This window comes from Marinobacter lutaoensis (assembly GCF_001981305.1).
In the GTDB taxonomy this organism is placed as follows: domain Bacteria; phylum Pseudomonadota; class Gammaproteobacteria; order Pseudomonadales; family Oleiphilaceae; genus Marinobacter; species Marinobacter lutaoensis.
On the sequence record NZ_MSCW01000005.1, the window covers coordinates 297,386 to 319,988 of the forward strand.

At 61.8% G+C, this 22,603-nt stretch carries 22 protein-coding genes; 11 read left to right on the forward strand and 11 right to left on the reverse strand.

All coding sequences use genetic code 11. From position 1 onward, the window contains the following. Positions 1-39: 39 nt before the first annotated feature. A complete protein-coding gene (locus BTO32_RS07610; RefSeq protein WP_076724021.1) occupies positions 40-663 on the reverse strand; it encodes a class I SAM-dependent methyltransferase in 624 nt (207 codons plus the stop codon). 187 nt (positions 664-850) lie between these two features. Here BTO32_RS07610 and BTO32_RS07615 point away from each other — a divergent pair, with 187 nt between their 5' ends. From BTO32_RS07615 to cydC, 4 genes are read left to right on the forward strand one after another with little or no spacing between them, the layout of a single operon-like run. Beyond that, positions 851-2,281: a cytochrome ubiquinol oxidase subunit I gene (locus BTO32_RS07615; RefSeq protein ID WP_076724022.1), complete on the forward strand. Its 1,431-nt coding sequence runs from the start codon at positions 851-853 to the stop codon at positions 2,279-2,281. 2 nt (positions 2,282-2,283) lie between these two features. Beyond that, the gene (gene cydB / locus BTO32_RS07620) at positions 2,284-3,285 is read left to right on the forward strand and encodes a cytochrome d ubiquinol oxidase subunit II (RefSeq protein WP_076724023.1); all 1,002 of its coding nucleotides are present in this window, start codon (positions 2,284-2,286) and stop codon (positions 3,283-3,285) included. After that, positions 3,286-4,971 (forward strand): thiol reductant ABC exporter subunit CydD, encoded by a 1,686-nt coding sequence (gene cydD, locus BTO32_RS07625; RefSeq protein WP_076724024.1) that lies wholly within the window; start codon positions 3,286-3,288, stop codon positions 4,969-4,971. Continuing rightward, on the forward strand, positions 4,964-6,574 hold the full coding sequence (gene cydC / locus BTO32_RS07630; RefSeq protein ID WP_076724025.1) for a thiol reductant ABC exporter subunit CydC: 1,611 nt from the start codon (positions 4,964-4,966) through the stop codon (positions 6,572-6,574). Before cydD ends, cydC begins: the two co-directional genes overlap by 8 nt. Positions 6,575-6,579: 5 nt before the next feature. Here cydC and BTO32_RS07635 read toward each other — a convergent pair whose 3' ends face one another. Then, on the reverse strand, positions 6,580-7,821 hold the full coding sequence (locus BTO32_RS07635) for a saccharopine dehydrogenase family protein (RefSeq protein ID WP_076724026.1): 1,242 nt from the start codon (positions 7,819-7,821) through the stop codon (positions 6,580-6,582). Positions 7,822-7,987: 166 nt separating this feature from the next. On the opposite strand from BTO32_RS07635, the gene BTO32_RS07640 reads away from it, so the two are divergent. Both BTO32_RS07640 and BTO32_RS07645 read left to right on the forward strand, forming a co-directional pair. Then, the gene (locus BTO32_RS07640) at positions 7,988-8,317 is read left to right on the forward strand and encodes a hypothetical protein (protein ID WP_076724027.1); all 330 of its coding nucleotides are present in this window, start codon (positions 7,988-7,990) and stop codon (positions 8,315-8,317) included. Between the two features lie 15 nt (positions 8,318-8,332). Beyond that, complete coding sequence (locus tag BTO32_RS07645) at positions 8,333-8,788, forward strand: hypothetical protein (RefSeq protein WP_076724028.1); 456 nt, start codon at positions 8,333-8,335, stop codon at positions 8,786-8,788. 27 nt (positions 8,789-8,815) lie between these two features. Here BTO32_RS07645 and BTO32_RS07650 read toward each other — a convergent pair whose 3' ends face one another. After that, entirely contained in the window at positions 8,816-9,757 is a 942-nt protein-coding gene (locus BTO32_RS07650) for an electron transfer flavoprotein subunit alpha/FixB family protein (RefSeq protein ID WP_076724029.1), read from the reverse strand. After that, entirely contained in the window at positions 9,758-10,507 is a 750-nt protein-coding gene (locus tag BTO32_RS07655; RefSeq protein ID WP_076724030.1) for an electron transfer flavoprotein subunit beta/FixA family protein, read from the reverse strand. 427 nt (positions 10,508-10,934) lie between these two features. Between BTO32_RS07655 and BTO32_RS07660 the strand changes: the two genes are divergently transcribed. Further along, a complete protein-coding gene (locus tag BTO32_RS07660; RefSeq protein WP_076724031.1) occupies positions 10,935-12,587 on the forward strand; it encodes an electron transfer flavoprotein-ubiquinone oxidoreductase in 1,653 nt (550 codons plus the stop codon). A 121-nt stretch (positions 12,588-12,708) separates the two neighbouring features. On the opposite strand, the gene BTO32_RS07665 is transcribed toward BTO32_RS07660, so the two are convergent. From BTO32_RS07665 to BTO32_RS07695, 7 genes are all read right to left on the reverse strand, one after another. Continuing rightward, positions 12,709-13,170, reverse strand: coding sequence for an FKBP-type peptidyl-prolyl cis-trans isomerase (locus BTO32_RS07665; RefSeq protein ID WP_076724032.1), 462 nt, complete (start codon positions 13,168-13,170; stop codon positions 12,709-12,711). Between the two features lie 196 nt (positions 13,171-13,366). Further along, positions 13,367-13,933: a DUF1285 domain-containing protein gene (locus tag BTO32_RS07670; protein WP_076724161.1), complete on the reverse strand. Its 567-nt coding sequence runs from the start codon at positions 13,931-13,933 to the stop codon at positions 13,367-13,369. An 18-nt stretch (positions 13,934-13,951) separates the two neighbouring features. Next, entirely contained in the window at positions 13,952-14,848 is an 897-nt protein-coding gene (locus tag BTO32_RS07675) for a radical SAM protein (protein WP_076724033.1), read from the reverse strand. 37 nt (positions 14,849-14,885) lie between these two features. Next, the gene (locus BTO32_RS07680; RefSeq protein WP_076724034.1) at positions 14,886-15,335 is read right to left on the reverse strand and encodes a SixA phosphatase family protein; all 450 of its coding nucleotides are present in this window, start codon (positions 15,333-15,335) and stop codon (positions 14,886-14,888) included. A gap of 17 nt (positions 15,336-15,352) precedes the next feature. Then, positions 15,353-16,417 (reverse strand): NAD(P)H-dependent glycerol-3-phosphate dehydrogenase, encoded by a 1,065-nt coding sequence (locus BTO32_RS07685; protein WP_076724035.1) that lies wholly within the window; start codon positions 16,415-16,417, stop codon positions 15,353-15,355. Between the two features lie 25 nt (positions 16,418-16,442). After that, positions 16,443-16,934: an STAS domain-containing protein gene (locus BTO32_RS07690; protein ID WP_076724036.1), complete on the reverse strand. Its 492-nt coding sequence runs from the start codon at positions 16,932-16,934 to the stop codon at positions 16,443-16,445. A 14-nt stretch (positions 16,935-16,948) separates the two neighbouring features. After that, a complete protein-coding gene (locus tag BTO32_RS07695) occupies positions 16,949-18,163 on the reverse strand; it encodes a PP2C family protein-serine/threonine phosphatase (RefSeq protein ID WP_076724037.1) in 1,215 nt (404 codons plus the stop codon). Positions 18,164-18,275: 112 nt separating this feature from the next. Between BTO32_RS07695 and BTO32_RS07700 the strand changes: the two genes are divergently transcribed. The 4 genes from BTO32_RS07700 to BTO32_RS07715 all read left to right on the forward strand — a co-directional run bounded on the left by BTO32_RS07700 (position 18,276) and on the right by BTO32_RS07715 (position 22,601). After that, on the forward strand, positions 18,276-19,760 hold the full coding sequence (locus tag BTO32_RS07700) for an HD domain-containing protein (protein ID WP_076724038.1): 1,485 nt from the start codon (positions 18,276-18,278) through the stop codon (positions 19,758-19,760). A gap of 125 nt (positions 19,761-19,885) precedes the next feature. Then, a complete protein-coding gene (locus BTO32_RS07705) occupies positions 19,886-20,842 on the forward strand; it encodes an acyl-CoA desaturase (protein ID WP_076724039.1) in 957 nt (318 codons plus the stop codon). Further along, positions 20,839-21,309, forward strand: a complete 471-nt coding sequence (locus tag BTO32_RS07710) for a nuclear transport factor 2 family protein (protein ID WP_076724040.1) — start codon at positions 20,839-20,841, stop codon at positions 21,307-21,309. The genes BTO32_RS07705 and BTO32_RS07710 overlap by 4 nt, the downstream gene beginning before the upstream one ends. Positions 21,310-21,320: 11 nt before the next feature. Next, the gene (locus BTO32_RS07715) at positions 21,321-22,601 is read left to right on the forward strand and encodes an NAD(P)/FAD-dependent oxidoreductase (protein ID WP_076724162.1); all 1,281 of its coding nucleotides are present in this window, start codon (positions 21,321-21,323) and stop codon (positions 22,599-22,601) included. Positions 22,602-22,603: the final 2 nt, after the last annotated feature.

Sequence of the window (22,603 nt, forward strand, 5' to 3'; positions counted from 1 at the left end):
GCCCTGTAGGCCAACGCAATTCGGATTCTCGGGCGCTCATCAGGCGGGCTTGGTGGCTCGGCCCAGGTAGAGGTAGCCGGCGATTTTCGGGGCCTTGGAGACGTACAGGTTGCGCAGCTCGACGATCTCGAAGCCGGCCTGGCGAATCAGCTCAGCGATGTTGCGGTTCAGGTGGCAACCGCCCGCCAGGGGTTTCCACACCCGTGTGAGGCGGTGCTGCCAGCGGCGGACCCGGGGATGCTCGGATTCACCGTGCTCCAGAAAAATCAGTTCGCCGCCGGGCCGGAGCACCCGTTTCATCTGCGCCAGTGCAGCAGGACCGTCCGGGATGGTGCAGAGGGTGAAGGTGAGCAGTACGGTGTCGACGCTGTTGTCGGCGAGGGGAATCCGTTCACCGGGCAGATCCAGCCATTCCACTTCAACCGCGGCACGCGCCAGATTTGTCCGAGCCTTGCGCCGCATGCCTTCGGACGGTTCCAGGCCGTACACTTTGGTCACCCGGCCCGGGTCGTAGAATTCCAGGTTGATGGCCGAGCCCATCCCCACCTCCAGCACGGTGCCCCGGGCCAGGGGTACCACTTGGCTACGCAGTTTCATCACTTGGCCCATGGAGCAGGCCTTGTCTATGATGTGTGGCAAAATTCGGTCTTCGTAGAAACTCATACGTGTGTCCGGAGCACCATCAAATTTTTTGAATGCGACAATCTGTCCTATCGGTTAGAGTGTCTTTTTTTGTAGCATGGTAACCATCTGCCGGTTATAACAACATAACAAACGGGACTAAGGCAGCAGCCGGATGGGTGCCATTGGTGTCCATTCATGTGATGTTTGGTTTTGCCGGAGGTTCCCAATGGAACTTGATCCTCTCATCCTATCGCGAATCCAATTCGCGTTTGTCGTGTCATTTCACGCCATTTTCCCGGTGTTTACCATCGGTCTCGCTTCCTACATCGCGGTGCTCGAAGGGCTTTCGTTCAAGACCCGAGACCCCGTGTGGACCAAGCTTTCCGGGTTCTGGACGAAGGTGTTCGCCGTGGTGTTCGGCATGGGGGTGGTGTCCGGCATCGTGATGTCCTTCCAGTTCGGCACCAACTGGAGCAACTTCGCCCAGGCCTCCGCCAACTTCCTGGGGCCGATTCTCAGCTACGAGGTGGTGACGGCCTTCTTCCTGGAAGCCGCGTTTCTGGGTGTGCTGCTGTTCGGGCGCGACAAGGTGCCGGCAGGGGTTCACCTGTTCGCCGCAGTCATGGTCGCCACCGGCACGTTCATTTCCTCGTTCTGGATCCTTTCGGCCAACAGTTGGATGCAGACGCCCGCGGGTGTCGAGCTGCGTGATGGCATGTTCCACGTCACCTCCTGGAGCGAAGCTATCTTCAACCCCTCCTTCCCTTATCGTTTCATGCACATGGCGCTGGCTTCCTTCCTTACCGGCGGGTTCGTGGTGGCCGGTGTGAGCGCGTGGTACCTGCTGCGCGGCCGCGAGGTGGAGGCAAACCGCAAAGCGCTGTCCATGTGCCTGTGGCTGCTGCTGTTCATCGCGCCGGCGCAACTGTTCGTCGGCGACCTCCACGGTCTGAGCACTCTGGAGCACCAGCCCACTAAGGTGGCGGCGATGGAAGGTAACTGGGAGACCTCCCGCAATGTGCCGCTGCTGCTGTTTGCCATTCCTGACCAGGAAAACCAGACCAATCACCTGGAAATCCCCATTCCCAACCTCGCCAGCCTGATTCTGACCCATGAATGGGACGGTGAGGTTCCGGGCATCACCGAAGTTCCGGTGGAGGAGCAGCCGCCGGTGGCCATCGTGTTCTGGAGCTTCCGGGTCATGGTCGGTATCGGGGTGCTGATGATCCTGTTCGCGCTAACCGGGCTGGTGCTGCGCAGGAACGGCCGCTACTGGCAGGCGCCCTGGTTCCTGCAGGGGCTGAGGTTTATGAGTGTGGCGCCGTTCCTTGCGGTACTCACCGGTTGGTTCGTCACCGAAACCGGCCGCGCGCCCTGGCTGGTGTACGGCATCATGGATCAGGCGGAGGCGCTGACGCCCTCCCTCACCGGTGCGATGGCACTGTTTACCTTGATTGGCTACATCGTGGTCTACGCCCTGGTGTTCACCGCCGGCCTGTACTACCTGATGCGGGTGCTGTACGTGGGTCTGGAAGACACTTATGGCGAGGACGAGCATGAAGCCGAGCGGCCCATGCGTCCGTTCTCGGCGACCCATGTTCCGTTCGAAATCGACCAGGCCGGTCACGGCGACTCAGCCAAGCAAGGGGGGCACTGATCATGGAAATGTTTGACTTGGCCCTGATCTGGGCGTTCATTATCGGCTTCGGCATCATCATGTACGTGCTGATGGATGGCTTCGACCTTGGTGTTGGCATCCTGTTTCCATTCGCGCCGAACGAGGAAGCCCGGGACACCATGATGAACTCGGTGGCGCCGGTCTGGGACGGCAATGAAACCTGGCTGGTGCTGGGGGGCGCGGGGCTGCTGGCGGCGTTCCCTCTGGTGTACACCATTTTCCTGCCGGCACTGTACATCGGTGTGTTTCTGCTGCTGGCGGGCCTGATCTTCCGGGGCGTGGCGTTCGAATTCCGGTTTAAGGCCCGTACTTCCCGCTATCTCTGGAACTGGGCCTTCGCCGGGGGCTCCACGGTGGCCTCCTTCGCCCAGGGCGCGGTGGTCGGCGCCTACATTCAGGGTTTCGAGACCGCCAACGGCGTTTACGTCGGCGGCGCGCTGGACTGGCTGACACCGTTCACCGTGCTCACCGGGCTGGGCATGCTGGCGGGCTACGCCCTGCTGGGGTCCACCTGGCTGATCATGAAGACCGAGGGGCATCTGCAGGCGTGGGCCTATCGCATTACCTTGCCCCTGCTGGCCGCGGTACTGGTGATCTTCGGCATCATCAGCGTGTGGACGCCGTTCGTGGATGACATGGTTCGCGAGCGCTGGTTCTCCAATCTGAGCATCATCTGGGTACTGCCGGTGCTGACACTGATCTGTGCTTTCCAGATCTACCGCGCGGTTCGCAACCGCTTCGAGGGCATGCCATTCGTGGCCACCATGGGACTGTTCATCACCACCTACCTCGGCCTGGTGGTCAGCCGCTGGCCCTACGTGGTCCCGCCGGATTACACCCTCTGGGAAGCGGCGGCGGCGCCGGAGTCCCATCTGTTCCTGTTGCTCGGCCTGCTGTTCGTGATTCCCATTGTCCTGACGTACACCGCCTGGACCTACTGGGTATTCCGCGGCAAGGTCCGCGCTGGCGAGGGCTACCACTAAGTGCCGGCTCCGGAACAGCGTGAGGTTCGTCGCTGGCTCTCGGAGCTCGCTGCCGAAGGCCGCCCCTGGATTCAGGGTACCGTGCTCGCCGGGACCCTGGCCGGGGTGGCCACCATTGTTCAGATGGTTCTTTTGGCCTGGGTCGTCCACCAGAGCGTGGTCGACCGGGTTCCCGCCAATGAATTGACCACGCCCCTGCTGGGATTGCTTCTCACACTCGTCCTGCGGGCACTGTTCCAGGGGTTGCAAAGCCATCTCGCGGCCCGTTGCAGTGAGCAGGTACGGCGCACGGCTCGGGCTCGGATTCACCGGCATTGGCGCAGCGCCGGGCCGATTGCCCTCGGCCAGCAGTCCGCAGGCGCCCTGGCCCGGGAGTGGATTGACCACATTGAAGCGCTTCACGGCTATTTCGCGCGCTTCCTGCCCCAGATGCGACTGGCCGCGATCATTCCGCTGATGATTCTGGCGCTGGTATTCTGGCTGGACTGGCTGGCCGGCGTGTTCCTACTGCTGTCGGCTCCGTTGATTCCGCTGTTCATGGCGCTGGTGGGCATGGGTGCGGAAAAACTGAACCAGCAGCATTTTGAAACCGTCAGCCGCCTCTCAGGGCAGTTCCTGGACAAGGTGCGGGGGCTGACGACCCTGCAACTGTTTGGCCAGACCGAGGCCGCGGCCAGACAAATCGCCGCCCGCTCCGACCGTTACCGGAGCCTGACCATGAAAACCCTGCGGGTGGCGTTCCTATCCTCGGCGGTTCTGGAGTTCTTTGCTTCCGTGGCGATCGCCGTGATCGCCATTTATATTGGCTTTGGACTGCTGGGCTACATCACCTACGGTCCTGCGCCGGAGCTCACCCTGTTCAGCGGTCTGCTGATCCTGTTGCTGGCGCCGGAATTCTTCCAGCCGCTGCGAACGCTGTCCCAGCATTACCATGACCGGGCCGCGGCCCTGGGGGCTGGCGGTGAGATTCTGGCGCGGCTGTCGGCCCTGCCCCGGTCGTCCGCGCTACCGGCGCCCACCCCGGCAGGCCCCCCCGGCGACCCGCAGCGCATTGAATGCCAGGCCGTCGCCTTTACCCATCCAGGTGCGCCGGAGCCCCTGTTTTCCGGCCTGTCGCTGAGCATCCGTCGGGGCGAGACCCTTGCTCTCACCGGCCCTTCTGGCGGTGGTAAATCCACGCTGCTCAACCTGCTGGCAGGATTCCTGGTGCCGGACGCCGGGCAGGTTTGGGTGTTCGGCCAACCCGCCGGTCAGTCCCCCTTCGGCTGGCTGGGGCAACGGGGGTTTCTGGTACATGGCAGCTGGGCCGACAACCTTCGCCTGACCGCACCGGAGGCCACCGACGTCGCCATCGAAACGGCGCTGCGACGGGTTGGGCTCGGTGACCTGCTGGACAGCCGCGAGGCGGGCATTCACAGCCCCGTTGCCGAAGACGGTCGCGGCCTCTCCGGTGGTCAGGCCCGGCGCCTGAGTCTGGCCCGGATCTTCGTCGCCGACTACGACTTGATCCTGCTGGACGAGCCGACCGCCGGCCTGGACGCGGACAGCGAGATCTTCGTTCTGGAAAGTCTGCACAAGCTCTCCGAAGCCGGCAAAACACTGGTGTTCTCCACCCACCACCCGGCGCTGCTCAGGCTGGCGGACCGGGTGCTGACCGTGCAGCATGGGGAGGTCCGCGATGCGTGAGTTGCTGCCCTGGCTGGCCTTGATCTTTCAGCGGCCCAGGCGTTTGCTGGCCGGTGCTGGCCTGATCCTGCTGACCCTGCTTTCCGGTATCGCCCTGCTGGCGGTGTCCGGCTGGTTCATCACGGAGACGGCTTTGGTCGGGCTGCTGCTTGCGGCGGGCGTTCAGGCCTCGGTCAATCTCTATGTTCCTGGCGGGGCCATCCGGTTCTTCGCGGTGTCGCGCACCGTGGCCCGCTACCTTGAGCGGGTGTACAACCACGACACAGTTCTGCGACTGCTCACGGATATCCGGGTCGCTCTGTTCCGGCGCCTCGCCCGGACCGGCCCGACCGCCCGCTACCGCATGTCCAGCGCACAGTGGCTGTCGCGCCTGACCACTGATGTCGATGCCCTAGATACTCTGTACCTGCGACTGATTGCACCGGCCGCCCTGGCGTTGGTGGTTTCGCTGCTGGTGGCATTGCTGGCCTGGATTCTGATCGATGGCCGCGCCGCCCTGCTGGTGGCGGTGTGCTGCCTGGCCGCCTTCGTTCTGGCGACCGTTGGCGTGCACCGGCGCTGCCACGCCATGGCGGCGACCCAGAGCGAACAACTGGAGCAGCTAAGAACCGGTGTCATCGAACACCTGGACGGATTTTCCGAGCTGACGGCCTCCGGCCAGCTCCATCCCCAGGCAACGGCCTTGCTGGAAGAGGCGGGCCGCATCAATCAGCATCAGGCGCGGGTGGAATCCCGGGTGGGCTGGCATCAGGCCGGCACCCAGCTGCTGATCAACCTGTCTGCGGTGCTTGTGCTCTGGCTGGGGATTGAGGTTATGGCGGCGGGCCGGATCTCCGGACCGGTACTGGTGCTGATGCCCATCGCCATTCTTGGCCTGGTGGAGGTGTACGCCATGTTGCCGGACGCATTTGGCAAGCTCGGCGGTACCCAGGCATCCGCTTCCCGGCTGACCCAGGATACCCGACCCGCTGCCCCGGAAGACACCCCCGAAGCGGTCTCGCCACCCCAAGGCCATGCCTTGGTGGCCCGGGACCTATCGGTCCGGCATCCGGGCGCGACACCCGTCATCACCCATTTGGATCTTGATCTGGAAAACGGTGAGCGGCTGGGAATCGTGGGGCCCTCCGGCTGCGGGAAGTCCACCCTGGCGGATACCTTAGCGGGGTTGCTCGCCCCTGCCCGGGGCACTTTGGCCGCACATCCCTGCGCCTATCTGACCCAACGCACGGTGCTGTTCGACGACACCCTCAGGGCCAACCTGCGGCTTGGCAGTCCCGGCGCCACCGACGAACAACTTTGGCAGGTTCTGGAGCTGGTGGGCCTGGGTGACCGTTTTTCCCGCGAGCCCGAGCAATTGGATACCTGGCTTGGCAACACCGGTAGCCGCCTGTCCGGCGGCGAGGCACGACGCGTGGCCCTGGCACGGGTGTTGTTATGTCCCGCGCCGCTGGTCATTCTGGACGAGCCCTTCACGGGTGTCGATTCGGACACCCGGGAACGCATCGTCAAACGCCTGGACCGTTGGCTGGAAGGGCGCGCGGTCATCGCCCTTGCCCACGGCCCGGATGCCCTGCCGGGCACCGATCGGGTCATTCACCTGTAACCGGGTTAACGGGTTTCCAGCACCTCGAAGCTCAGTCCGGCTCTGGAGCGCAACCGCTCCAGCAGAGCGCCGTCGAGCAGTGAGGCCGGGGTCCAGAACCCTCCAGCCTGATCCGCCGGGATGTCGAAGGCCAGGGTCATGGCCGCCTCCCCGAGCATCCTGGCGGTGGACCCGTATCCCGGGTCCCGGTCGCCGGTCACCTTGGTGATCAGGGTGCGGCCATCTTCGGTGCGGCCAACAAAACGCAGGTCGTAGAAGCCGGCCTCCTGCGCCTCCGGACTCGGCCCCTCGCCGGGTTGGGGCACCCATTTTTCCAGCAGCCAGCGGCTGGGTCTGAGCGCCGAGGCCGCGAAGAACGCCGCCAGTGCCGCCGTCACGCCGTAGGCCCGTGCCCGACCCGCCAGGCCCCGGCCGGTCATCATGGCCTCGTCGTAGGTAAATTCCCTGCCGTAACGGGCCTGCATCAACGCGTTGGAGCGATGCACCACCCGGGTGTTGATCGCACCCATCACAAACGGGGCGAGCCAGGCGTCAAAAGTCGGGTCGTACTGTGGCGACTTGAGACTGGGCTGGCGCGCTTCGGAACGGTGCTCCGGCGGGCAGATGGAAAAGGGATTGGCCAGTTCCTTGCGCAAGGCCGAATCTGAGGCGGCTTCCCTGGCGATGTTGATCATTGAGGCAACGGTGCCACCGGACAGCCCGCCCTTGGCCACCTTCACCCGCATCCGCACGTCTTGGCAGGGGCGGCCAAAGGTCTGTTCCGCCTGCTGCTGTAGAAACCAGACCCCAAGGTCCGACGGAATTGAGTCAAAACCGCAGCAATGCACGATCCGGGCGCCGGATGCCTGTGCCTGGGCCTCGTAGCGCTGAATCATCCGGCGGATCCACTGTACTTCCCCCGTGAGGTCACAGTAGTCGGTGCCGGTGTCGACGCAGGCGCGGACCAGCGGCTCGCCGTACAGGGCGTAGGGGCCAACCGTCGATACCACGACCCGGGCCTGTTGGCATAGGGCCGCCAGTGACTGATCATCCGAAGCGTCGGCGATCACCACCGGCAGGTCCTGGGCCGCCGGGCCAAGGTCTCCCTTGAGCCCGGTCAGGCGAGCCTCCGAGCGGCCGGCAATCGCCCAGGATACCTCCCGGTTCAGGCCGTAAGTATCCAGCAGGTAGCGGGTCAGGATCCTGCCCACAAAACTGGTGGCGCCGAAAACCACTAGATCGTACGCGGCGTTGGTTTGCTGAGTCATGGCAACGTCTCTTTGTCGATTGTCTGTCGCCATGGTACCAACTTTGGGTACCGGAGCGAGTTCCCCGGGATCCCTCTGGTTGCCGTCCGCCGGGCCAATCGTTTGCTGGTGACACTGGGGCACACTGGTTACCCTGTCGAGGACGACAAAAGCCGGAGGTCCCCCTTTGCAGACGCTGCTATTCATTTTCACGCTGCTGCTGGCCCTGGTCAGCGCCTATCTCTGGTGGCAGGTGCGTATGCAGCGCCGGACCATCGAGAACATGCTGACGGAGGAATCGCTGGACAATCTGGAAGAAGCCCCGGAGATGATCCTGACCCTGAGAATCCGGGACCCCCTGGTGCTGGCCAAGCGGGAATCCCGGTCGGCCCGGATTCTGGCGGACCGGCTGCCGGTCATGGTCACTAAAATGGTGTATCAGGAAGTGATGAGGGAACTTGAGCAGGAGCTACAGTCCCGGGACATCGACGTCGACATGCGCATTGAATACCGGTAACTGAGGATGACGGCCATGCTGACCGACCTGGCAAGCTGGCTGCTGGTCGCCGCCGGCGCCACGCTGAGTACCTTATCCCTGCGACAACTGGAAAGCTCGTGGCGAGACCTGAGGCGGCTTCGAGCCCATCGCCGGGCAGCCCGATCGGCGATACAAAAGAGCCGGATGGACCTGCTGGAAGTGCGGAACCGGGCCAAGCTTCTGGAAGACACCGTTGCCAGTGGCACCCAGGCCGTGGAAAAGGTGCACCAAGCGATTTCCAGCACCACATTCGGTCTGATCGACCTGTTTTCCCGGGACGACGCCACACGAGCGAGCGCCCGCCGGGCCCGTCGCAACCACGACCGCAAGCGGCGGGATCTCTACCAGGCAGTCCGGACCACCAATCGAGCCCTCCACGTGCTGGCGGAAACACTGATTCTGGATCGCGCGGAGAAACGGGTGATCGAGAAAAGAAAAAAGGCACCCTAGGGTGCCTTTTTCAGAAAAGTCAAAAGGTTAAAGAACCTTTTTCAACTCTTCCTCGAACTGCGGAACCGCTTCGAACAGGTCCGCAACCAAGCCGTAATCCGCCACCTGGAAGATCGGGGCTTCTTCGTCCTTGTTGATGGCCACGATCACCTTGGAGTCGGACATACCGGCCAGGTGCTGAATGGCGCCGGAAATGCCCACGGCGATGTACAGCTGCGGAGCCACGATCTTACCAGTCTGGCCCACCTGCATGTCGTTGGGAACAAAGCCGGCGTCAACCGCTGCGCGGGATGCGCCAACAGCGGCACCGAGCAGGTCGGCAACGCGCTCCAGCATCTTGAAGTTTTCGCCGTTCTGCATACCACGACCACCGGAAATCACCACGCTGGCAGACGCCAGGTCCGGACGGTCGGATTCAGCCTTCTGTTCGCCTACGAAGGAAGACAGGCCCGCATCCTTGACGATGTCCAGGGCTTCAACCGCAGCGGAGCCCCCTTCGGCGGCCACCGGATCGAACGCGGTCGGACGAACGGTGATCACTTTGATGCTGTCGCTGGACTTGACGGTGGCGATGGCGTTACCGGCATAGATCGGACGAACGAAGGTGTCCTCGGATTCGACGCGGATGATGTCGGAAACCTGGGCAACATCCAGCATCGCGGCCACGCGCGGCATGAAATCCTTGCCGGTGGTGCCGGCGGCAGCGAGGATGTGGCTGTAGTTCTTGCCCACTTCGGCGACCAGCTCGGCCAGGTTCTCAGCGAGGAAGTGACCGTACACGGCGTTGTCGGCAACCAGAACCTTGTTCACGCCCTCGGCTTTGGCCGCGCTCTCGGCAACAGCGCCACAGTTCTCACCGGCGACCAGAACGTCGATGTCGCCGCCGATGGCCTTGGCCGCCGCTACCACATTCAGGGTCGCCTGTTTCAGGCTGCTGTTATCGTGTTCAGCAATTACCAGAATGCTCATTTAGATCACCTTCGCTTCGTTCTTCAGTTTGTCTACCAGCTCAGCTACGTCCGCCACCTTGACACCCGCCTGACGCGGCGCCGGTGCTTCAACTTTCAGGGTGGTCAGGCGCGGAGCAATGTCGACACCCAGGTCGGCCGGGCTCAGGGTATCCAGCGGCTTTTTCTTGGCCTTCATGATGTTCGGCAGGGACGCGTAGCGAGGTTCATTCAGGCGCAGGTCGGTGGTCACCACGGCCGGCAGGTTCAGGGCTACGGTCACGAGACCGCCGTCCACTTCACGGGTAACCTGAACGTTGTCGCCATCTACCACGACCTCGGAGGCGAAGGTGCCCTGACCCATGCCGGTCAAGGCCGCCAGCATCTGACCAGTCTGGTTGTTGTCGGAGTCGATGGCCTGCTTGCCGAGAATCACCAGTTTCGGCTCTTCCTTCTCGACCACCGCCTTCAGAAGCTTGGCCGCTTCGAGAGACTGCACCTCTTCATCGGTCTCGATCAGGATACCGCGGTCCGCGCCCAGTGCCAGCGCGGTACGGATCTGCTCCTGTGCCGCCTTGGGACCGATGGAAACCACCACGATTTCACTGGCAACGCCCTTCTCTTTCAGGCGAACCGCTTCTTCAACAGCGATTTCGCAGAAGGGGTTCATTGCCATCTTGACGTTGGCAAGGTCAACGCCGGTGTTGTCCGGCTTGACACGCACCTTTACGTTGTAGTCGATAACTCGTTTAACAGCGACCAGAACCTTCATAGATTCCTCGTTCTTCTACGATGGGTTGAATGACTCGCAATCCTCGCGGAGAGCCCGCCACCTACTCTATTCAAGTGCGCACTAATACTGACGGCAAAGGTCAGTAGGGTCAATAGCCCCAACCGACGCGCCAGGACTGCTGTCACGGCCAGTTCGCCGGTGTTGACCCGGCCACGCAGTGAGACGATACTAAAAATCGACTCAAAACACACGATATTTCGGTGTACGCGTACAATGCCAAAGCTTCCGCCAGATTTCAAACAAACGTTTGTTTGACTCCCCGAATACGGTATGCTTTTGCTCATATAAGCCGCGCGAGTCGGCTACAGGTTGTCGTCTGCAAGCCCAATTAACGGTATGATGGCGGCCCAGAATTGGCCTGCGGGCACATAACTATTTCCAACAGAAGCTGTTTGAGGAGACCAACGTGGAACGCGAATCGATGGAATTTGATGTTCTGATCGTCGGCGGCGGCCCTGCGGGCCTGTCGGCAGCCTGCCGCATCATGCAACTGGCGCAGGAAGCCGGCGAGGAATTGACCGTATGCGTGGTGGAAAAAGGCTCTGAGATCGGTGCCCATATTCTCGCCGGCACGGTGTTCGAGCCCACCGCCCTGAACGAGCTGTTCCCCGACTGGAAAGAGAAAGGCGCTCCGCTGAATACTCCGGTAACCCGTGACGACATTTTCCTGCTCAAGGATCAGGAAAAGGCGATTAAGATCCCCAATGCCTTTGTGCCCAAGAACATGCACAACCACGGCAACTACATCATCAGTCTCGGCAACCTCTGCCGCTGGCTCGCTGAACAGGCGGAACAGCTGGGTGTCGAGGTGTACCCGGGCTTCGCCGCCGCCGAAACCATCATTGAGGACGGCCAGGTCAAGGGCATTATCACCGGCGACATGGGGGTCGCCCGTGACGGTTCCCACAAGGACAGCTACATGCCGGGCATGGAGCTGCGCGCCAAGTACACCCTCTTTACCGAAGGCTGCCGTGGCCACCTGGGCAAACGGCTGATCAAGGAGTTCCGGCTGGATGAGGGCAAGGACCCTCAACACTATGGCATCGGCATTAAAGAGTTGTGGGACATCGACCCGGCCAAGCATGAGCCCGGCCTGGTCATCCATACCACGGGCTGGCCGCTGAACGAATCCGGCTCGACCGGCGGTTCGTTCCTGTACCACCTGGAAAACGGTCAGGTTTACGTGGGGCTGATCACCGACCTGTCCTACAGCAACCCGCACCTGAGCCCGTTCGAGGAATTCCAGCGTCTCAAGCTGCATCCGGAAATCCGTAAGTACCTGGAAGGCGGCCAGCGCGTTGCCTACGGCGCCCGCGCCATCGCCAAGGGTGGCTACAATTCGCTGCCGAAGATGAGCTTCCCCGGGGGCCTGCTGCTGGGTTGTGACGCCGGCACCCTGAACAGCTCCAAGATCAAGGGTTCCCACACCGCCATGAAGTCCGGCCTGCTGGGTGCCGAGGCCGTTTTCGAGGCCCTCAAGGAAGGCAAGACCGGCGAGGAAATCACCAGCTTCCAGAAGCGCTTCGAGGACAGCTGGCTGTACAAGGAGCTCTACGCCGAGCGTAACTTCGGTCCGGCCATGCACAAGTTCGGCAACGTGATCGGCGGCGCCATCGCGTTCTTCGAGCAGAACATTCTGCGCGGCAGCCTGCCGATCACCTTCCACGACACCACCCCGGACTACGCCACCCTGAAGCCGGCGGCGGAGTGCCCGAAGATCAATTACCCGAAACCGGACAACAAGCTGACCTTCGACCGCCTGTCCTCGGTGTTCATCTCCAACACCAACCATGAAGAGGACCAGCCGGTTCACCTGAAGCTGACGGACCCGGACCTCCCCATTCGGGAGAACCTGCCGAAATACGACGAACCGGCTCAGCGTTACTGCCCAGCCGGAGTCTACGAGGTGGTCGATGCCGAGGACGGCAGTGGCAAGAAGTTCCAGATCAACGCTCAGAACTGCGTCCACTGCAAGACCTGCGACATCAAGGACCCCGCCCAGAACATCACCTGGGTGACTCCGGAAGGCGGCGGCGGCCCCAACTACCCGAACATGTAAGGGTTCGGGATATGGACAGAACAGCGGCTCTTCGGGGCCGCTTTTTTGTTGGGTATCGGCGACCACCAGATACAAAAAAACGGCCCGCTCGGGGCCGTTTTTTGCAACGCCGAATGGCGTTTCAGTGCACGTGTCCGTGCGCCTGCTCTTCTTCGGTCGGTTCGCGGGTAGCAACCACTTCCACGTCGAAATGCAGGGTCTGGCCAGCCAGAGGATGGTTGGCATCGATGGTGACGGTGTCCTCGCCAACTTCCACAACGCGGACGATCTGGGGGCCACCCGGAGTCTGCGCCTGGAATTGCATGCCGGGCTCGATGGTGTCCACCCCTTCAAAGGCGGAGCGCGGAACCGGCTGAATCAACTCTTCGTTCACTTCGCCGTATGCTTCGGCCGGCGCCACGGAGACCGTGACCTGGTCGCCGGTTTCCTTTTCGGCCAGCGCGCTTTCGAGCCCACCGATGATGTTCTGCGCACCTTCGAGGTAGGACAGTGGCTCACGGCCTTCCACGCGGGAAGAGTCGAGCTGCTCGCCCTGGTCGTTGGTGAGGGTGTAATGAATGGTAACAACACGAGGTTGGGCCATTTTTTCTCCTTGCGTGTCGCAATGACTGTATTTATGGATGACGGCGATCGAAAGTGATCGTGAACAGCCGGACTGCACAGAGGAACTAACGACCACCAAGCCTCGCAGAGCACCCTGGCTCAACAAGCTTGAGTAGACAGTTTAGCAAGTCACGGACGGGCTTGGCCACCGTGTTGCCGGGTTCCGGGCGCCTTTTTCAGCTGCCCGGCCCCACTGGCCAGAATTTGCCCTGACTCATGACACCGTAGACGGTCGCCCCGTTCACCTCACGCTCAACCACCCGCTCCGCCAGTGCGTAAAACGCGGCGGTGACCAGTCGAGCCTCCACCCCGTGGCGGACCCCGATCACCGGGCGGGGCTCCCCGGTTTCCGGATACTCCCCCACCGTCAGCGGGTGTGCCTCGCCAACGGTCAGTATTTCGCCGACGTTGGTGGTGAGCCTGAGCACCTGGTCGTCTCCGTCGCCCTCGACCTCCAGGGAATGTGCCAGCAACGGGGTATCTTCCACCCGGATGCGCCACTTCTCCGCCGGTGTCACCAGGTAGAACTCGCCGTCGGGCTCCCGACGCAGGATGGTTGAAAACAGGCGGATCACCGAATCCCGGGTGATGGGGTCGCCCTGGTAGACCCAGGAGCCATCGCGACGGATCACCAGATCCATGTCTCCGGACAACTCCGGCTGCCACTGATCCAGCGGCGGCAGCGTCCGGGATTGGCCGGAGGCCTCGACCTGTCTTGCCAACGCATCCGGTTCAATGCTCACGATCACGTCCTCCCGTTGTCACAAACCTCTCATCCATTCCGGTCGCAGGGGCACGGCACCCGGCTGGGTGATGGCGAGATCGACCTGCGCCAGAAGCTTCTGTTTGTCCCGCCCGAGCACACCTTTCAGCACCAGGTAGTTGGACGCATGATCACTTCGAAAGACGGTCCGTTCCAGCTCCAGATGTTCAAGAAACAGGCGAATTTCCTCGAACAGTCCCTGCTGGGACAGGGGCTCGAAATCAGCACCAAAGCCGGCGCGGAAACGCTCCTCCCCCAGGGGAAAGGTGACCACCAGGGTGGAGAGATAGTCAGGCTGGGTGTCGTTACACAGACGGGCACTGTTGATCGCATGCTGGCGCGAAAGCGCGGTGCCACCCAACCCGTTCAGCACCATCACCGAGCTGGTGAGCCCGGCGTCGCGGATCTTGAGCAAGGCCGAACGGGTGGATTCGGCGGTTTCGCCCTTGTTGACCCGCCGCAGCACGTCATCATCGCCGGACTCCATGCCCACGTACAGAATCTCCAGCCCCGCCGCTTTTAGCTGACGCAGCTCATCAACGGTTTTTTTCGCCAGATTGCGGGGTAGACAGTAGCTGGATACCCGCTGCAGGTCAGGAAAGGCCCGTCGCAGATCGGCCAGGATTTCGAGCAGCCGGCGCGTGGGCAGCACCATGGCGTCTCCGTCCGCCAGGAACACCCGCCGGACGTTCCCCAGAACCTGGCCCGCCCGCTCGATGTCCCGACGAATGTCCTCGGGCCTGCGTGCCCGAAACTTCTTCTGGGGTTGGGTGTACATCTCGCAGAAGGTGCACCGGTTCCAGGAACAGCCATTGGTGACCGGCAGAATCAGGGACTTGGCTTCACTGGGGGGCCGGAACACCGGCTCGATGTACTCGATCGGAAAACTGTGCATGCGGGTAACCTGCTCCTTGCGTGTACTGCCGGAAAGATCAGGGCAAAAACTGGTCTTTCAAGTCCGCGCAGCCGGGGCCCACCACCGGCATGTCGAGCAGAACGGCCTGGGCGGTCATGAAGGGAATGCCCTGACGATGACCGTCGACCAGCAAGGTGGACAGGACACCGACAAACGGCATGTGTGAAACCAGCAACAGGGGTGAAACCTGGCTCGCCAGCAATTCGTCCAGACAGGCGCCGGGGTCGTCGTCCGGGGTGATGAAGGTCTTTTCCTCGACCGGACAGTTCAGAATCTCAGACAGGATGCCGGCGGTCTGGCGCGCCCGGATGTAGGGACTGCTCCAGATCCGCGCGGGGCGCCAAGTGGATTCCGCGATGCGGTGACCAACGGTACCGACCATCCGGCGCCCGGCGTCCGTCAGCGACCGTTCCTGATCGAGCGTATGCCAGCCGGCTTCGCCGTGGCGCATGATGATCAGTTGCACGGCCCTTCCTCCTCGGGTTACTGGATGGTGCGCGGCAAGATGAATTCCACGTCCGAGTTCTGGACCGCCATCATCAGACTGCTAATCACCGCCTTGATCGAGGCCGAACCGTAGAGGATTTCATACAGGCCACGGACGAGGGGCATGTAGATACCGATGGCCTCGGACTTTTCCTTGACCAGTTTGAGGGTGTAGATCCCCTCGGCCACCTGCCCCAGTTCCTGAACCGCGTCGTCCAGTTTCTGCCCCTTGCCCACGGCGTAGCCGACCCGGAAATTCCGGCTCTTGGAGGAGGTGCAGGTTACGATGAGGTCACCCACGCCGGCCAATCCCATGAACGTCATCGGGTTGGCGCCCAGGCTGACCGCGAAGCGGCTCATTTCCGCCAACCCCCGGGTGATCAGCATCGCCTTGGCGTTTTCCCCCATGTCCAGCGCCGACGCCAAACCGGCAACGATGGCGTAGATGTTTTTCAGGGCACCGGCGAGCTCAACGCCGTAGACGTCGACGTTGGCGTAAACCCGGAAGTATTCGCAGCCGAGCAGGTCCTGCACGGTACGGCGGACGTCTGGGTCCTTGGCGGCGATCACCGTGGCGGTGAGGTCCCGGCTGACGATTTCCGATGCGAGGTTGGGGCCACTGAGCACGCCGATACGGCAGCGGGGGATTTCCTCCTGAAGGATTTCGCTCATCAGCTTGAAGCCCTGGGCCTCGATGCCCTTGGTCAGGCTGACGACAATCTGGCCGTCGTGGAAATCGGTACTGTGTTCGCGGATCACCGAGCGAAACGCCTTGCTGGGTATGGCGACGAACACCACTTCGGCGCGGGAGACGGCACCGGCAAAGTCGGTGGTGGGTTCGATCTCCCCCGCCAGGACGACGCCGGGCATGTAGCGGCTGTTGATGCCGGTGTTTCGAATTTCCTCGGCCTGCTGGGCATCGCGCATCCAGAAATGCACGCGGTGACCATTTTCCGCCAGCACCTTAGCCATGGCGGTACCAAAACTCCCGCCCCCCAGGACGGCGATGTCACGCACCGCCTTGCCCGGTGAGGAAGACGGGACCATTGTCTTCTCAGGCATAGTGTTTCCGTCTTGTTCTTGCGGATCAGCCGTGCTCTTCGCACTCCAGGGCACGGACAAGGTTCTTGAATTCTTCCCGGTTCTTGCTGTTCATGCCCATCAAGACCCGATGGGCGTCCAGGACCTTGTCCCGGACCTGCTGCTCGCTGGCCTTCAGGACCGGAATCTCTTCCAGCTCTTCAATTCGGGAGGCGGGTTCTCGGACAATGATGAAGATCTTGTCGAACCCCATGGACGTGATGATGCGGGTGATATCGGGATTGGTGGAAATCAGTGTCGGCAGGAAATGACTCTGTTTCTGCGCCGCCAGGGCGATCTTGGCCAGCAGGCCCAGTGTGGTGCTGTCGATGATTTCGGTTTCGGTCAGGTCGATCACCACAGTCTTGAAGTTCGGATCCTGGGTGATGGACTCAACCAGATTGTCCAGCGTCGAACACAGGTTCAGCCGGATTTCACCAATGAACTTCAGGACGTAAATGCCCTGTTTTTCAGCCTGCAGGATCTTGTAACCGGTCATTTTCCACACTGCCACTAATCAGGGGACGTGCTAACTGACGGACTCATCGTGTCCGTAACCGTTACGATCGCGATATCGTCCGGAAGTTCAGTCATCCCGTCCAGACTCAGCGCCTCGTTCAGGGAGGCGATAGTGTGACGACCTCCCGACACGAGTTCAAGTAGCGTCTTCTCCTTTTCATCCAGAGATTTTGCGCGTATTACCTCCAGGATGCCATCGGAAAACAGCAACAGATGGAATGGTCGGGTCAGGGACACCTCGTACACTTCCCAATCCGGCTTCTCGAACAGCCCCACCGGCAGTCCGCTGCCCTCCAGATACGCGGTTTCTCCGCCCTCGAACGACAGGATCGGCATCGGGAAATGCGCCCCCACCGCGTACTGCAGGGTGCGCTCGGCTTCCGAGATGATGCCGACGAACACTGTGACATGCTTGCCCAGCCCGGTGTCCAGCAGCTCCGAGTTGATCCGCTCCAGAAATCGCTGGGGGTATAGGATGTCGTCACTGGAGCCGCGCCGGAGGTTGCGCTGAAGCCGGTTGGTCAGGTTCTTGAGCAACACCGTGACAAAGGCGGAGCTGGCACCGTGGCCGGAAACATCGGCGATATACACCAGCAGCTTGTCCTCGGAAATCCGGAAATAGTCGAGAAAGTCGCCACTGAGGTACAGCGACGGCTTGATCAGGTGGTCGACGTACAGGCCGCCGGTCACCTGCTCCCGGTCCGGCAGCATCTTAAGCTGAACCTTGCGCCCGGCCCGCTGGTCGGCGCGCAGTTCGGCGATGCCGTCCCGCAGGTCGCGGTTGGCTTCCTCCAGCTCCTGCCGGTACAGCTGATTCAGCCGGTTGACCCGGACCCGGTCCAGCAGTTTGCCGATCACGTCGTCCAGGGCGCCCTTGTCGTCGGTGTAGGGCTTCAGGACGAAGTCCGAGGCGCCCGCCCTCAGGGCGTTCACCACGTCGACGCTGGACGTGCTGTCGGAACAGGCCACGATGGGAATGAAGGCGTCCTTTTCCTCCAGCTGGCCCGCCAGCTCCCGGATGCCGTCCGGTTGGAGATCGGCGAAAATCACATCCGGCACGGTGCTGTCGTCGCTCACCTCGCCTTGGGCGGCGGCACGGCTCGAGCACCCTGTCACGTAAAATCCACGGGTTTCCAGATATCGGGAAAGGTCGGCCCGGGCGGCCTCGTCGGCGTCGATAATCAGTATGCGCTCGGTGCGCGCTGTCATGGCGGCTGCCTTAAACTACCATAAACGACATGATGGGTTGGTTAAGCCTATTCTGGCACGGCGTTGTGATATAACAAGGCCAGTTTCGTGAATATTTGGGGGATTCCGCGCCATGCGACGTGCAGTAAACGACCTACTGGGTGCCTACGACAAACTGATCATGGACCCGGTGCACGGCGGCATCCCCCTGTACCGGCACGAGATCCAGGTCATCGACCATCCGTTGTTCCAGCGCCTGCGCAACATCTGCCAGAACGACATCCTGAGCCTGGTGTTCCCGGGAGCCACCCACTCCCGCTTCCTGCACAGCGTCGGCGTGATGCATGTGGGGGCGCGGATGTTCCGCGCCATGATCGATGCCTACCTGCGTGAGCGTCAGCTGAGCGAGCACGCCGATCTCAGCCTGAGCCAGCTGGACGCCATCGATTATCTGGTTAAAACCATCCGGCTGGCCTGCCTTCTGCACGACAGCGGCCATTCCAGCTTTTCCCACCAGTTCACCCAGGCCCGCCGGATCCGGGAGCTGATGTCCCGCGGTGACCGCTTCCAGGAGCTGTGGCGGGGGGCCGACTACCGTCAGTACTACCGCACCGAGCCGGAGGAACTGGAACACGAGCATTATTCTGTTCGGGTGGCCCATGAGGTGCTCAGCTCGGTGGACCTGGACGCCGCCGGGCTGGATCGTCGCGACGTCATCGGCATTATGGAAACCACCGAAGTTCGCCCCAGCGACACCTTCTGCCGTCACGCCCTCACCTTTTGGCAGTTCATCGCCGGCGAGCAGGCAGAGTCCGGGTCACTGACCCGGGACAACATTCCCCGCTTGGTCATGGGGTTGCTCTCGTCCATCGTGTCCGGGGAAATCGACGCGGATCGCGCCGATTACATGCTGCGGGACGGATTCCATTCCTCCGTCACCATCGGCGGGCTCAATCTCGATCACTTGGTCACCAATTTCCGGTTCGGTTGGGACGCCGAGGAACCCTGGCTGGGCCTGGCGATCACCCAGAAAGGATTGGGAGCACTGGAGGATTTCGTTTACAGCCGCTACCAGATGTACCGCAAGGTGTACGCTCACAAAACCGCACTGGGATTCGACTGGCTGCTGCGGGAAGCCATCAATGAAGTGCTGGAGGACCCGGAGAACTTTGCCTGGATCGACACCTGCCTGAGCGACATGCGCCTGTTCGCCGAGCTCACCGACAGCTTCTTCTGGGAGGCCTTTCGCAAGGTGGCCCGGCGCAACCCCGGCAGTTATTCGTTCTGCATCGTCAACCGGGTCAAGCTGGATCATCTCGATACCCGCGAGGATCTCACGGCCAAGGACATCGCCCGTCACTGTGCCTGGCTGGCCCGGGAGCTGGATCTGGACCCGGACCGGGTGGTCACCTGTTCCATGCGGGCCCGGTTCTCCAACATCCAAGATAATTTCAACGGCCTGAAGGTGCTGGTTCGGGACCCGGTAACCCGTTGCCGGTCGCTGCGTAAGATTACCGAGGTCAGCGCGTTTTTCAGTAAATTCCGTGATGGCACCATCACCCACTTCTACCGGCGGCCGGAGGTGGCGGAAACAGCGCCCGCCGATCTGGCCGAATAGCGAGAGACTTCCGGTCGGGGGCCGAGCCGCCCCCCATTGCCGCTACCGTGTTCTCCACTCTGAACCAATCCCCTCGATGTTGCGTAAGGATGTGGTGTCGAGTGTTACGTCACGTATGCGGATATATGACCCAAGCAAATCGTTGGTTAACAAACATTCTGAGATGGTTCGACTCCGAGGCAGGTTGCGATCACCTGGACACGGGGTCCCGAACGTTGAACTGGGTACGGGTGCTGCCCTTCATCGCCCTCCACCTTGCCTGCTTGCTGGCCTTTCATACCGGTGTCAGCCCTTTCGCCGTGGCTTTCGCCATTGCCTTTTTCCTGGTGCGGATGTTTGCGATCACCGGCTTCTATCACCGGTATTTCTCCCACAAGACCTTCAAAACCAGCCGTACGGCACAGTGTGTGTTTGCCATTCTCGGCGCCAGCGCGGCCCAGCGTGGTCCCCTGTGGTGGGCGGCGCATCACCGTCACCACCACCAGCACTCCGACCGAGAGCAGGACCTGCATTCCCCCCGCCAAGGCGGGTTCTGGTGGTCTCATCTGGGTTGGTTCACCTGCGACGCGGGTTTCGCCATGGATGAACGGCGTGTCCGCGACTGGCTGAAATTTCCGGAACTGAGGCTGATCAACCGCTTCGACTCACTGGTACCCGCAATCTGCGCTATCGGCATTTACCTACTTGGCGAAGCACTGGCCCGCTGGGCTCCGGGGCTGGACACCGATGGACTGCAACTGCTGACTTGGGGATTTTTCATCTCAACCGTCGTACTGTTCCACGCCACGGTCTCGATCAATTCCCTAGCGCATATCTGGGGCCAGCGACGCTTCGACACCGACGATGACAGCCGCAACAACGTCTGGCTGGCCCTGATCACCCTGGGCGAAGGCTGGCACAACAATCACCACCGTTGGCCCCAGTCCGCGCGTCAGGGGTTTCGCTGGTATGAAATCGACGTGACCTGGTATGGCCTCTGGTTGCTTGCCAAACTCGGCATCATCTGGGACCTCAATCCGATCCCGGCTCACATCCGGAAAGAAACCCGGGAGCTGGACAAACAGAGGAGAAACCGCCCATGACGACGCCTGCCTCCGCCATCAAAACCGGAGCGCCGGAATCCCAGCTGTCCGGGGTGCTGGAGCGTTTCCGTCAGCTTTTCAACGAGCTGAGCAAGGACAACCTGGACAGGCTCCGGCAAGTTTACGGCGATGACATCGTGTTTGAGGACCCGTTTCGCCGGGTTACGGGACTTGAGCAACTGACCGAGTACCTCGCAGGGGCCTACGGTAACGTCATCCGCTGCCGGTTTCGTTTTGGGGAGCCCGTGCTGCAACAGCACCGGTGCGCTCTGCCCTGGGTGATGGAGCTGGAGCACAAGCGTATCCGCGGCGGCCAGCCGGTGCTGGTGGATGGCCTCAGCCATCTGGAGATCCGGAACGGCAAAGTCCGGTACCACCGAGACTATTTCGATGCCGGCCAGCTGTTGTATGAGAACCTGCCGGTTCTGGGTGGCGTGATTCGCTGGGCAAAGGGGAAGGCGGGATGAGCCGCACCTCGATGGAAAGACCGCGCACGACCCCGCAACGACAGCGTGTTGCCGTGATTGGCGCCGGGGTCTCGGGTTTGACCGCAGCCTGGCTGCTGGCCGACAACCACGACGTGCAGCTGTTCGAGGCGGGTGACTACGCCGGTGGCCACACCAACACCGAGCCGGTTGAGGCGGGTGGCCGCACCTGGCCGGTGAACACCGGCTTCATTGTGTTCAACGACTGGACCTACCCGTATTTCATCCGGCTGATGGATCGGCTCGGCGTAACCTCCGAAATCAGTGATATGAGTTTCAGCGTCGATTGCCACGCCACCGGCCTGCAATATAACGGGACCCGCCTGAACACCCTGTTCGCCCAGCGCCGGAACCTGTTCAACCTGAACTTCCTGAACATGGTCCGTGAAATCCTGCGGTTCAACAGGGAAACCCGCACAGACCTGTCCGCCGGCATCATACCGGACGACGAGACGCTGGGAGACTACCTCGACCGCAACGGCTACAGCCGCTATTTTCGCAACTACTACATTGTGCCCATGGGCGCGGCGATCTGGTCGGCGCCCGAGATCGTCCTTGAACGATTCCCCATCCGCTTCTTCCTGCAGTTCTTCAATAACCACGGCATGTTGTCGGTGGATGACCGCCCCACCTGGCGTGTCATTTCAGGGGGCTCCGCAACCTACGTACACAGGATGATGGAACGGCTGGGCGAGCGCACCCACCTGAACAGCCCGGTCACCTCCGTCAAACGCGATGCGGACGGCGTGACCGTTGTGGCCAACGGCAAGGCACACCGGTTTGACCAAGTCATCTTCGGCTGCCACAGCGACCAAGCACTGGCCATGCTGGACGACGCCTCCGACGCCGAAAGACAGGTCCTGGGCGCCATCAGCTACCAGAAAAATGACGTGGTGCTGCATACCGACGCCCGTGTTCTGCCCTCCAACCGCCGGGCCTGGGCCGCTTGGAACTACGCCATCCCCAAACACAGCGGCCAGCCCGTCTCCGTGACCTACAACATGAATATCCTTCAGAATTTTGACGACGCCCCCGAGACCTTTTGTGTCACGCTGAACCGCAGCCAGGAGATCCGTCCCGACAAGGTGATCAAACGGTTTACCTACCACCATCCGGTGTTTACGCCCGAAGCGGTTGGTGCGCAAGCGCGTTACGACGACATCGGCAACCGGAACCGTACCCACTTTTGCGGCGCCTACTGGTTCAACGGCTTTCATGAGGATGGTGTACGCAGTGCGCTGCGGGTTACCCGGACCTTTGGGGTGGAGCTCTGACC